This is a genomic window from Myxococcales bacterium, from assembly GCA_012513515.1.
Classification (GTDB): domain Bacteria; phylum UBA10199; class UBA10199; order 2-02-FULL-44-16; family JAAZCA01; genus JAAZCA01.
Genome location: JAAZCA010000029.1, coordinates 13,415 through 26,437, shown reverse-complemented (window position 1 = coordinate 26,437; position 13,023 = coordinate 13,415). Strand labels below are relative to the sequence as shown.

Here is a 13,023-nt window from a genome sequence, read left to right as displayed (position 1 = left end):
ATAACACCGTCAGACGGAGAAACGGAGCACAAACACAAACACCGTCAGACGGAGCAGAATTGCGTTAGGCAACACCGTCAGACGGAGCAGAATTGCGTTAGGCTAAGTTAAGAGCCTCCATGATCTCTGCCAAATCCATGAGTGGGACTCCCTGGCATCCTCAAAAGAATGATTTTCAATAGATCGTTCAGTTAGCGGATTGTTCAATATGTAGTTTGCAGTCCAAAATGATCAGCGATGATCCATTTTGGATAAAGCACCGCGCATCTTTTTCGATTAAGGGTTTCAGGATAAAATAATTTTTGATTTCTTCTATTCTTGTAACTCTAACTCGGGCGGACTTGTAAGTCTCAGAAACATTACCTCGTTTATCTGGCGACCGAGCCGCGTGCACAGTTCACGGTATTTTTTAAACACCCATTCCGGATTTCCTATGAAGTGCGTATGGGAGATGTTCAGCTGCTTACGGTGTTCTATCAGCGATTTGACGATGGCGAGATATTCACGCCGTCTTTCCATGGGATCCTCGCTTAATGCGAGATATGAGGGAGAAGGCGTTATCAGCGGATCCTCTTTTCCATATGCATAATATCTGTAAGAAGACCACTCGTTGTCTTTTGGATCCTTCACCTTTTTTACTCTATGCTGATTCAGATCGATGTATGCCATCACTGTGAGCATCTGACTGTCCGATTCTATGACAGGAGATTTAAAACGGTCCATGACGACCTGCCCACGCCTCGAAAGCCTTTTATTCACTATTTTGGCAAAGCGGCTGTTTACGAGACGAAAGAACGCGGAAAATTGTTCCTTATTCTCGAGATGTCCGGCGATATGCGGGTGGTTATCCATAAAGTTATATGAGTGAATTTTGACTCCATATCGGTCCTTATATTTCAGGAGGAGGTCGTAGTATGCTCGTTTTGCCCATTCCCACCGCATGAGCCAGTCTTTGTTGTGGCACTGCCAGGTGACGTGGAAGAAAGCGTTGTCGTAGATGATTTCGTATCTAGGCAAATAAGCCATGCTGGCTGACGAGAGCAAGCATCATGCCACTGGTATTATGGGATAAAATGCACGCAGGGATGGTTTAGCTGAAAAGCTGCGACAGTGAGATGTATGATTTCACTACATCTGGCCGATTATGCTCCACTACACACTACATTATATATCTGTATCTGGTCGATTCTGCTCCGTCTGCTGATCCGTCTGACAAATACCAGTTAAGGCTTTTTGCTCCGTCTGACGAAAGGACGAAGGACGAAGCGTCCTCCGCCTGACGAAACCCCTGCTCCGTCTGACGAAAGGGGGAGGGGTGTGCCGAAAAAACACCTTAAAAATCAATTAGTTCGCTTGACATGTCGGCGAGGGGGCGACTCCGATTCTGGGGGCAAACTAGGGGATTTTTGCTCCGTCTGACGTGGGGGGGAAATAGTTGGTAGAAATGCCGCAACTTTTTTCAAACTCCTCCGATAATGAAGATGGAAGGATACGGAGAAGAGTCTTTAGAGCTTTTAAACTATTCTTGGGGGAATTCAAAGGAGGAAGATATGTCAGCAGCCGCATCAAACGCAACGCAAAGAACGCTGGGGAGTCTGGAATCAGATAGTGCTTTCAAGAATTTTATTAGAAGAATCGGGGATGGCTGCTTCTCCTATGCAGATGCAGATGCAAATGCAGTAACTGAAGCTGAATACCTTGAATTTTCTAAAGATCTGCAATACGAAGACGATAGGTTTGCCTTTGCCAACACTTGCGTCGATCATTTCAACTCTCTGTCATCTCTTCCTCCCGCAGTTGGCCCCATCTACAAAAAATTTTACGAAGTGGCCAAAATTACAGATGCCGAGATAAGCGAGATCAACGCAGAACTCGAAAAAACTCCCTCCGAACCCAAGGCGCCATCGGATAGCAAATGGGAACTAGGCCTGTTGATAACCCTCAACGGTGCGAAGGCCCTGATTAGCGACGGGAGCACATTCACCGCGAACGGGGATTATAGCGACGAAGGCTCAGGCGGACAGCTTGTTTTCAATCCCAGGATCGGATTCGAGGGAGCTTATTACTTCTCGGGAACCAATATGAAGGGATGGAAAGCCGTTTTCGGTGTTGGGTTGGAAGTTCCGGTTACCGGCACCCACTATAACGCTTCAGACATGATCGATCAATATCCCAAAGTGGGTATTGGCGCTTATGGAATGGTTGGAATCGGCGGAACAATAGGGAGTGAAAAGGCGGCTTTTGATGCGGATATAAGCGCCATTGTCGGCGGCAGATACGTCAATAACGTCGTTCTCCCAGATTCGGGAGTTGTTTCGGAATTTATGGGGTTCCTGGATCTCGCCCTCAGATTGGGCGTAAAGATAAAGGCCGGAGAAAGGGCTTTTTTAATACCGGGCTTCCAACTAATTTTTTCGCCGGATATCCCCGGCATGACGCAAATTTCATTTAAGGCGACGAATTCGGATGTCCAAGAGGTCCAAGGCCGTGTTTCTCCCGGAGGCGGAGACGGCTTTAATGTAAACGGAGGTTTTGTTCTGCGGGCCACGTGGAAGTGAGAATGAACGGCGGGGCTGGAATTAAAATCCAGCTCCGATGCTGAAAGAAAATGAAAAGAAATTCCGCAAGGGGGAGAATGTTGATTGGAGGAAATATGGTTATCAAAATAGAAATGGTAAGAGCGAGCAGATTGATTTTAGCAATGACGGTTGCCGCCGTCATGCTCGTATCTTCTTCAGCGATGGCCTCATTCAAGAAGCCTCGCATGAGCATCACTCATTGCACGGTTACAAATTCTCAGTGGGATATCAGTACCCCAAGTGAGAATTTGACCCTGCCGATAGCCATCCAGTCGGCAAACCTCGGCGGAGAAAGCCCGCACTACGCGTGCGGTGAGGAAATCGCCCTGGCGGTAAAGCCGGACGATACCATCTTCATGAGAAGCCCTCTTATAATCAGGCACAATGGCGGCTCCGACAAGCCCTTCGTAATAAAGGGTGGCTGCAAGGCCGACGATGATAAAGATGGAAAGTGCGATGAGTTCGTCGAAGGCAAAAAGACGGTCCTCGATGCCAAGAATATTCCTGACAAGTATTCATGCGTCATCGATATTACGACGGATGCCAATGATGTTGAAATAGGGAACATTGAGATCATAAACGCCGGAACTAAAAAAGGCATATGCATCAACGGCAATGACGCAATGATAGACGGTGTTACGATCAACGGTGGTTCCGACGGAATAGTTATAGCAGATAGTTCTGCTGGAAACACAATCATGGCAAATGCTTCACTTAGCAACCTTACGCGTGCAATTGTTATGGATAACTCAAATCCACAGGCCAACAATGCCATTATTCCTAATGGCGCGGTTGGCGATGATAACGAAAATGGCTACGCTTCGGTGAGTGAAGATTCCGCTATGACTATTACGCAGGTCGAGAACTGGATAGAATCGGCTATCCCCTATAAAGTCAAGTTGATGAGCAAAAATTACAAGAGGGATGAGTCGGGAAATCTTACGCATGTAAAAGTGGTAGGCAAGGTTGTCAGCGCATCTGCTGATTCTGAGGATGCCTGCGGTGAGGGTAAAACTATCGATCGCATATTGGTTTTCAGCACTGGAGGTGTTGGAGAAGATGTCGATACTGGAGAAAGTGTCAAACAAAATGGAAAATTAGTTGCGTACTTAATTCCAAGGGATTACGCCAGCGATACCAGCTTTCTCGGGCTCAATAAGAAGACGAAAATCTTCAAGGTTTATCTCCCGGTGGAGTTTGAAAATGTCGTACTTGTCCCTGTTCTTGCGAACGGTGGCCTCGGCAATGCTTCAAATGTGATCTCGATGGACGACGAGGATGAAGAAGGTCAGGTAGAATGCCCAGATGGAAACGGCGACGATGATGATCCGAACAACTGGCTTACCGGCGTTAACGGCAAGAGGATGCAAGGTTATAACCACTGTTGTCAGCTCCGCTTTTATGGCGATCTGGAGTCCTGCGGCAAAAATATCCGCGGCGAGCCTCTCGTTGAAGGCGATCAGTGGTGGGATACAGACGGCGACGGAAAGTCCGATGATGATGAAGATATAAACCGCAACTGTCGCGTAGACGCCGGCGAAACCTCATACTTCAATGCCGACAGCGACAACGACGGCATACCGGATGGCACTCCGTTTGAGCGGAACTATAGCATCCTTGATGTGGATGGAGTTGAGGAGAAGGTTCTTAACGCCCTGATCCCCGACGTCGATGGGGACGGTCTCCTGGACGGACAGGAAGACAGAAATCAGAACTTCAACTTCGGCGTGGGATCTTTCAGATCGAAGAACTACCTCTTTAATGTCTCCCTTAATACTACCTTCAGCATCAGCAATGCTGTGAAGGATGAGAACGGCAAACCAGTTGAATGTTCTCTTAGCTCCGGACATGAACAGATCCTCGGCGTAGGTTACGATCTCTATAACGTCTATTGCTCCGATCAGACATGTTCCAGAGTGTTTGGCACGCCGGAAAGAGGGGCCAATTTTATGGCACCTTTGGCTGAGGGGACACAGACCGACTCCCAGGGAGTTGAATACAAGAGGACGATTCACTCCTATGCCTGCCGCAACGTAAGCCTCGGTGCGAAGGAGAACTTCAATGGTGTCCGCGATATTGGCAACTATGAGCTTGATCCTGGTAATCCTGACACGGATGGAGATACATTTAGAGACGACGTCGATCTCTGCCCGCTCTTCAGTACTGCAGAAAATACCAAAGAGGCCTGCAAGGGTGAGACGAAATGCACAGTTGTGAGGGTTAAGGACGTACTCTGGGGTATCGATCCCAAATATGTCGAGACAGACTCGGGCACCGGCATGCCCACAGGGTATGTGATGGATGGAACCCAGCCGCTCTTTTTCACGGATGTGATGAACTATGACGGCGACAAGAACTTGTTCCTACGCGAGATCTGTCAGGGCGATATGGACGGCGACGGCATACCGGACTGCGTAGAGCAGCCCAGCATGACCTGCCCTACTGGAGACGAACTAAAGTATTGGGAGGCGGACTCCGACGGCGATGGTATTGAAGATTTGTACGATGTGTGCCCAGAAAGCAGGGGAGCGGGAAGCCAACATTTATACGATCCTACCAAGGATCCTAAGAGGGACTACGGCTGCGATGTCTATGCGGACCTCTACACCAAGAACCCTCTTCACAAGATCAGGGCCTTCATATGGGATCGCGATCAGGACGGGCTGTATGATTACGAAGAAGACCTCAACCTCGATGGTAAGCTGAAATTTTATCAGCTGAGATTGTTGCTGTTGCAGTATGATTACGAAGAAGACCTCAACCTCGATGGTAAGGGCTTCGACGGATCCTTATCCTCCAAATTTTCGGCCGATGGCAAGTTAGTCAACATGACCTATGAAGATGTCAACTCTATGGAAACCAACCCGATGCTTGCCGATACCGACGGCGACGGAATAACAGACTTTAATGAAAAGCGCTATCCGGTTCGCGACGAGTACTACACCAATCCGAGAAACCCAGATACCGATGGCGACGGGCTTCTGGATGGTCAGGAGGACAGGGACGGCGATGGCCTCTTTACAAACGTTACGACGCTGGTGATAGGTTCTGAGGGCTGCGTCGGTGCGATGAAGCTCGATACCGACCCGACGAACCCCGACACCGATGGTGACGGATTGACCGATTATCAGGAAGTAAGCGGCGACATCTTTGTAGGCCAGCTCTTCATCAACGCGATCATGGATGATAATGTTTGGGATACCATCGGCAAGATTGCAGTAGGCTCCAACCCGAGGTCTGTCGATTCCGACGGCGATGGAATTCCGGATGCTGAAGAATACAACGGTTCATTCGTTGACTGGTTTAGCACCAATCCATGCATGTGGGATTCCGACAACGACGGTGTTAATGATATAGATGAATTCGAAGGTTGCGGACTCAACCCTGATACGAACTGCAAAGCCACCACTGTTCTGAATAGAGGCAGGGACAGCGACAACGATGGTCTCACAGATAGCTGCGAGAAGATCCTCGGCACCGATCCAAACCTTGCCGATTCCGACAACGATGGAATATGGGATGGAGCGGAGGTCAATTTCCAGATGGTGCTCGAAGAGTACAAGCTCAGCAAGGATCTTAGGGTGTTCAAAGATGGCAGCACTCTTAAGGCACACTTTGATTGCACCTACGATCCGGATGCCGGCGATATCAACCCTGATATGCCCGACACCGATGGCGACGGCGTGAGCGATGGCAATGAAGCGGCCTACGGCTCCGATCCGCGTCAGTGGGATACCGATGGCGACTGCATACCGGATGGCCCGATGATGATCAGGAACCACCTGGGTGAAGAGATATACAGCCTCGGTGAGAACAAGAACGCCGATCATAAGAGGGACTCTAATGAGACCGACGCAACGCTCATGGATACCGATGGTGACGGATTGCCGGATGGATTCTTCAACGGACTCGGCGAAGACTTCAACTGCAATGGTCAGCGCGATCGCAATGAGCGCGGCGAATGGTTGGAAACCGATCCGCTGAACATCGACTCCGACTTAGATGGCGTGTCCGACGGCGAGGAAATCGGCGGCAACATGGCCAACCTTTCGATGGCGACGACCAGAAACGAAGGCTGCTCGCTGTCAGGTTCCGCGAGCGGATCACCGAGCAGCATGTTCTACCTGTTCGGAATGATGATACTGGCGGTGAAGGCTGCTGCCAGGAGGATCAGGAAGACCCCTGCTTGAGAAAAGGACGGGATTAGGGAGGATGGTCTCGCGTGAGACCTCCATATAAGGAAGGCTGGACGGGAGGTAGAGGGTTAGGAAGTTTAAATAGCTCCCCCAAAGGCCCCGGGCGTGGCGAAAGCTCCCCGGGGTTCTTTTTTACTGCCGTGTTTACTGCCGTGGCTGGTGGCTGGTGGCAGACGGAGGAGGATTTTGCGTCAGACGGAGGAAAGTACTTCTGCCGTGGCTGGAACTGATGGAACTGGTGGAAAAAGCGGGAGATTTTGTCAGACGGAGCAAGTTTTTGTGAAAAAACAGGTTAAGGCTGAGGGTAAGGTTAAGTTGATCTGCCTATTCCGTCAGCCTCTTTATCAATTCACGTTCGCGGCGTTTGTTTTCGATTTCAGCTATCTTTCTGCGGTATATCGACGCGACCTGATCTGACGGATCAAGTGAAGTCATCTGCTCCACATATTTCGAGCACATCCCCACATTTTGCAGCGCAAAGGTCGCCAGAATCAGCTCGTGGAGCACAGGCCTTATCGAGTCGAGCCCGTCGCTCCCTGCCGGCCTTTCCACCGTCAGCGCCTTTTCAAGTGCGATTCGTGCTTTGTCATTTTCTCCGATGCTGCGAAGGATCTGCCCCGCCATCAGCAGCATCATGAAATCATTGGGTGAGTGGCGCAGCGCCTCCGTGATGAAGGGGAGGGCCTCGGCCGGTCTATCGACCTTATAGAGCGAGCGCCCGACGTGCTTGTGTATGCCGCGCGATATAGGGTGGCCGGGATATCGTTTTTCCACGCCCTTTGCCGCCTCGAGGTACATATTGGCCGCCTCTATGTATCCTTCGCGGCTCTCCTTTATCAGGGCCAGGCGAAAAAGGATGAGCGGATCGCGGCAGCCTGCGTCGTAGGCGCGCTGGAGAAATATCCCGGCGGTGGCGAAGTTTCCGCTGTCGAAGCTCTGGAAAGCCGGCTCTATGAATTCGTTCCATTTAGGGGATTTATCTCCGGATTTCAGATACCAGCTGTAGTCCTTTTGGGTCAGCGGGTTGATCTCGGTTGAGGCCGGTTTTGCGGCGCTTTCATCCCTGCCCCCTTCGGGGGGCTTCGGAATGGCTATCGTGTCTGCGATAGATTGCGGCTGCCCCTCACTTACAGGTTTTCCGGCCTCTCCAGGCCCTCTCGGCGGCGGAGAAGCGGATGGGGAGGGGATAGGGGCCTCTCCGAGCATCTGCGCCGGGAGAGTTGTTGGAATTGAGAGCGCCGCCAGCGCTACGATTGTAGTTATTTGTAAAATAAAGGGTTTTTTCTTCATATGGCGGCTATACTACATTTCAAGGGGGTTTCTGTCAAAGAGAGAGGGAGAAGTTTTTGTCAGAAAGTTTTTGTCAGACGGAGCAAGTTTTTGCGTCAGACGGAGGAAAGAAAAAATAATGATATCACAGGATGTTACACAGGATATTAATTTGCTCCGTCTGATAGAAAACACCTGTCACCTTTGCCTTTTCATGACCCTGACATAATCACGTGGTCAATTACCCTGACAAGTTCACTTGGGTACAACAAATGGACATATTTCTATTGCGTATTAACCAGTTACGTGATAGTCCAGCGCGACTTTCCGAGCTTTGTAGTAGAGAGCTCATTGAAAAGGCCAAAATCCCAAAAGGGGCCCTCCCTTTGGTTCCGTTTGCCGGGTTTGTCCGGCCGCGGCGCGAGGGCCTCCTAAAGGTTTAAACCAAAGGAGTAAGGTATGACAGTTGAAGTGCAGGTGAAAGACATGCTGGAAGCGGGCGTCCATTTCGGACATCAGACCCGCCGCTGGAATCCGAAGATGCGTCCATACATCTTCGCCGCAAGGGATGGGATCCACATCATCGATCTCGATCAGACGGCCTCTCTGGCACGCGATGCCTACAAGTTCGTCGCCGATACGGTCGCGCTTGGCAACAGCATCCTCTTCGTCGGAACGAAAAAGCAGGCCAAGGATGTCGTCGAGTCCGAAGCCAAGAGGGTCGGGCAGTTCTACGTCTCCAACCGCTGGCTGGGCGGGATGCTCACCAACTTCCGCACGATCCGGCAGTCCATCGACCGCCTCAACGATCTCGTCGAGAAGCGCGAGAAGGGCGAGCTCGAGAAATTGACCAAGAAGGAAGCCCTCCAGATCGAACGCGAGATCGAAAAGCTCGAATTCTCCCTCGGCGGAATCAAGATGATGAAGAAGATTCCCGGCGCGGTTTTTCTGATCGACCCGAGCAGCGAGATAATCGCTAAAAAAGAGGCGAACAAGCTCGGCATCCCCGTGATAGCGCTCATCGATACCAACAGCGACCCTGAGGGGATCGATTATATCATCCCCGGCAATGACGACGCGATTCGCTCCATACAGTATTTTTCGAAGATAATCGCCGATGCCTGCGAAGATGGAAACAGGAGGCGTGAGATCTCCCTGCGCGAGCAGGAGGCTCAGGCAGCCGAGCAGGCGAAGGAACAGAAATTCAAAGGTCCGGCGATACGCGAGAAAAAGATCACAGGCAGAGGGCGTGCATGGGTAGCGCGGGGCGCCACTGCTGAGGCGGCGAGCGATGCTGATGCGGAACAATTTGCCAAGGTGAAGGTCGAAGAGACCACCGAAGCTGGCAGCGATCAGAATCCGTGAATGGCGACTGGTAACTGCTGGAAAAAACAGGAGATCCTGTCAGACGGAGCAAGTTTGTGTCGGTGTGATTACTGCCGTGACTGCTGACTCGTGACTGGTAACTGCTGGAAAAATCGGAAGATTTTGTCAGACGGAGCAAGAGTTACCGTGACTCGTAACTGGTGAAAAAACAGAGGCCAGATGCGAGAGGTTAGAAGCTAGAAAAACCTCGACCGTGGAAATCACGCTTCTCACTTCTAGATTCTAGCTTCTGGAACCTTAACCTCAACCGTATCCAATTGGGGACACAAACGGTGCGTGTTTCCGGAAAAGAAACGACATAATAAATTTACTTTGGGAGTGATTGAGCAGGCCTCTCCCGGAAAGGAAAACAATAATGACGATATCATCAGAGATAGTTAAAGAGTTGAGGGAGAAAACCGGCGCCGGAATGATGGACTGCAAAAGGGCTCTTTCCGAATCCAATGGGGATATGGAAGCCGCGATAGAGTCTCTGCGCAAAAAAGGAGTCGCTACCGCCGAGAAGAAGTCCGTGCGCGTCGCAGCCGACGGCCTCATCGGACACGATATCTCCGCCGATGGCAAAGTCGCGACTCTGGTGGAGGTCAACTGTGAAACCGACTTCGTCACCAAGACCGAAGACTTCCGCGGCTATGTTTCAAGGGTAACGGAAATAGTTCGCGACAGGAATCCGGCCGATCTCGATGGGCTTCTTGCGACTACAGTTGATGGCAAGAGCGTGAAGGATATCCAGACCGATGTCGTTGCCAAGATCGGCGAGAATATCAATGCCAGGCGCTTTGCCCGCGTAGAGATCGGCGCAGGAAAAAAACTCGCGCAATACATACACGCCGGATCCAAGATCGGCGTCGTGGTGGTTTACAACGATCCAAACGCAAAGCTCGATGACACGACCGGCAGGGAAGTTGCAATGCACGTCGCTGCGATGCATCCGCAGTACGTCAATAAGAGCGACGTTCCGGAGTCGGTGATCGCCAAGGAAAAGGAAATAATGCTGGCGCAGATGGGTGAGACGAAAAAGCCGGCTGAGATACTCGAGAAGATCCTCGGCGGAAAGATCAACAAATTTTATACCGAGATCTGTCTGAGTGAGCAGGTCTATGTCCGCGACCCGGACGGCAAGTCCTCGGTAGGGGGCTGGCTTAAGAAGATAGATTCGGCCATCACGATCGATTCATTCGTGAGGTTCCAGGTAGGGGAAGGGATTGAGAAGAGAAAAGACTGAAAAGCCGTGACCGTTGACTAGCGACTCGTGACTGGTAACTGGTGGAAAAAGCGGAAGATTTTGTCAGACGGAGCAAGTTTTTGTGACTGGTAAGGGGGAGAGCATGAAATACCGAAGAATCATCCTGAAACTTTCCGGTGAGGCTCTTCTCTCTCCGGGAGTCGAAAAAGGGATTTCCCTCGATGCCGCTGCAAAGCTCGTTTCGGAGGTTCGCAGCGCGATCGATCTCGGCGTAGAGATCGGCATCGTCATCGGCGGCGGAAATATCTTCCGCGGCGCCCCCATCGCAAAAGAGGGCGGGATCTGCCAGGCGCAAGCCGACCGGATGGGGATGCTTGCTACCGTCATCAACGGTCTCGCTCTTCAAGAGGTGATGATCGGTTCCGGGCTCGACGCGGTTCTGATGAGTTCGCTCGCGATAGAAGGGGTGGCTCACTCCTTCGACAGGCGCAGCGCGATACGCGATATGAAGGAGGGGCGGGTCCTGATCTTCTGCGGAGGAACGGGCTCGCCGTTTTTTTCTACCGACACCGCAGCATCTCTCCGAGCTCTCGAGGTCGGTGCAGAGGCTATTCTCAAGGGAACCAAGGTCGACGGAGTTTATTCCGCCGATCCGAAGAATGATCCTTCCGCGAAACGTTTCGATTCCGTTTCATTCATAGACGTTCTGAAAAATCAGCTTAAAGTTATGGATTCTACCGCTGTTTCGATGTGCATGGATCACAACATCCCCATCATCGTCTTCGACATATTCAAGTCCGGCAACCTTGCGAAGGTGGTGAAGGGCGAAAAAATAGGGACGGTGGTTTATGGATGACAAAATTTTCAAGGAAACCGAAGCAAAGATGAGCAGGGCGATGGACGCTCTTCACCACGAGCTGGCGAGGCTGCGCACCGGCCGCGCCTCTCTTTCGCTGGTGGATGAAGTCCGTGTCGAGTACTACGGCACGATGACGCCGCTCAACCAGCTCTCTTCGCTTTCAATTCCGGATGCGCGCACGATAGCGATTCAGCCGTGGGACGCCTCCGCAGGTCAGGCGATAGAGAAGGCGATCCTCAAGTCGGGGCTCGGGTTGAATCCCATCAGCGATGGGAAGATAATCCGTATTCCGATACCGGCGCTCAACGAGGAACGCAGGCGTGATCTGGTCAAGTTGGTCAAAAAACATGCTGAGGATTGCAAGGTCGCAGTCCGCAACGTGCGCCGCGATTCCAACGAGGAGCTCAAACGGCTCAAGAAGGACTCGAAGATCACCGAGGACGACGAGCGTTCGGGATACGACAGGATTCAGAAGATCACCGATGACTTCATCAAGAAAGTTGATGAGACGGTCACCCATAAGGAAAAGGATATCATGTCGGTGTGATTACTGTCGTGACTGGTAACTGGTGGAAAAAGCAGGAGATTCTGTCAGACGGAGCAAGTTTGTGACTGTAAAAAGCAGGAGATTCTGTCAGACGGAGCAAGTTTGTGAGACAGCTGTGACTGGTGACTCGTAACTAGTGGCAAAGCAGAGGCCAGAAGCTAGAAAAACCTCGACCGTGAAAATCACGCTCCTCACTTCTAGATTCTAGCTTCTGGAACCTTAACCTCAACCGTATCCAATTGGGGACGCAAACGGTGCGTGTTCCCGGAAAAAGATCGAACCACTAAGGGTCCAAATGCCAAAAACGCCTAAACACATAGCCATCATAATGGATGGAAACGGAAGATGGGCTGCGGAGAACGACCTTTCGCGCTCCGAGGGGCATCGCAAGGGAGCCGAGCGCATAGAGGGCGTGATCGAGGACTGCAAAAATCGGGGTGTGAAGTATATAACTCTCTACGCATTTTCCGACGAGAACTGGCAGCGTCCTTCCGATGAAATATTGGCTCTCATGCAGCTCTTGAGATATTTTCTGATCAGCAAGCGCAAGGGGATGGTGGAAAAAGGAGTCCGCTTTCGTGTGATAGGCGATATCGCGAGGCTGCCAGCCGAGCTTCGTAGTGAGATAAGGGAGACGGAGGCGCTTACCTCGCACTGTTCCGATATCACGATGATCGTAGCTCTTTCATACGGAGGAAGGCAGGAGATCCTTCGCGCCGTCAATGCCATGCTGAAGAGCGGAAAAGGGGAGGTCACGCAGGAGGATTTTACCTCCGCGCTCGACACGCGCGGGATTCCCGACCCCGATCTTCTGATAAGAACAAGCGGGGAGTTTCGCGTCAGCAATTTTCTTCTCTGGCAGATAGCTTACTCTGAGCTTTATTTTACCGAAGCGCTATGGCCTGATTTCGATTCGGCCGAACTGGACAGGGCGATAGAATCCTACAAAGCCCGCGAACGAAGGTTTGGCAAGGTGAGCGGCCAAAGCGCCTGACATCGGG

The 13,023-nt window shown here is 51.3% G+C and carries 9 protein-coding genes; 7 read left to right on the top strand and 2 right to left on the bottom strand.

Features of this window, described 5'->3' with window-relative positions; translation table 11 throughout:
- Nucleotides 1-312 precede the first annotated feature (312 nt).
- On the bottom strand, nucleotides 313-1,026 hold the full coding sequence (locus GX659_05540) for a transposase (protein ID NLD28252.1): 714 nt from the start codon (nucleotides 1,024-1,026) through the stop codon (nucleotides 313-315).
- A gap of 524 nt (nucleotides 1,027-1,550) precedes the next feature.
- On the opposite strand from GX659_05540, the gene GX659_05535 reads away from it, so the two are divergent.
- Together GX659_05535 and GX659_05530 are read left to right on the top strand one after the other, a co-directional pair.
- Nucleotides 1,551-2,558: a hypothetical protein gene (locus GX659_05535; GenBank protein NLD28251.1), complete on the top strand. Its 1,008-nt coding sequence runs from the start codon at nucleotides 1,551-1,553 to the stop codon at nucleotides 2,556-2,558.
- 95 nt (nucleotides 2,559-2,653) lie between these two features.
- Nucleotides 2,654-6,769: a hypothetical protein gene (locus GX659_05530; GenBank protein NLD28250.1), complete on the top strand. Its 4,116-nt coding sequence runs from the start codon at nucleotides 2,654-2,656 to the stop codon at nucleotides 6,767-6,769.
- A 330-nt stretch (nucleotides 6,770-7,099) separates the two neighbouring features.
- On the opposite strand, the gene GX659_05525 is transcribed toward GX659_05530, so the two are convergent.
- A complete protein-coding gene (locus GX659_05525) occupies nucleotides 7,100-8,065 on the bottom strand; it encodes a tetratricopeptide repeat protein (GenBank protein NLD28249.1) in 966 nt (321 codons plus the stop codon).
- Nucleotides 8,066-8,503: 438 nt separating this feature from the next.
- Here GX659_05525 and rpsB point away from each other — a divergent pair, with 438 nt between their 5' ends.
- The 5 genes from rpsB to uppS all read left to right on the top strand — a co-directional run bounded on the left by rpsB (nucleotide 8,504) and on the right by uppS (nucleotide 13,016).
- Nucleotides 8,504-9,409, top strand: a complete 906-nt coding sequence (rpsB, locus tag GX659_05520; protein ID NLD28248.1) for a 30S ribosomal protein S2 — start codon at nucleotides 8,504-8,506, stop codon at nucleotides 9,407-9,409.
- 376 nt (nucleotides 9,410-9,785) lie between these two features.
- Nucleotides 9,786-10,655 carry an elongation factor Ts gene (locus GX659_05515; protein ID NLD28247.1) on the top strand — a complete coding sequence of 290 codons (870 nt, stop codon included), beginning with the start codon at nucleotides 9,786-9,788 and terminating at the stop codon, nucleotides 10,653-10,655.
- A gap of 103 nt (nucleotides 10,656-10,758) precedes the next feature.
- On the top strand, nucleotides 10,759-11,472 hold the full coding sequence (locus GX659_05510; protein NLD28246.1) for a UMP kinase: 714 nt from the start codon (nucleotides 10,759-10,761) through the stop codon (nucleotides 11,470-11,472).
- A complete protein-coding gene (gene frr, locus GX659_05505) occupies nucleotides 11,465-12,022 on the top strand; it encodes a ribosome recycling factor (protein NLD28245.1) in 558 nt (185 codons plus the stop codon). The genes GX659_05510 and frr overlap by 8 nt, the downstream gene beginning before the upstream one ends.
- 295 nt (nucleotides 12,023-12,317) lie before the next feature.
- A complete protein-coding gene (gene uppS, locus GX659_05500; GenBank protein ID NLD28244.1) occupies nucleotides 12,318-13,016 on the top strand; it encodes a di-trans,poly-cis-decaprenylcistransferase in 699 nt (232 codons plus the stop codon).
- Nucleotides 13,017-13,023: the final 7 nt, after the last annotated feature.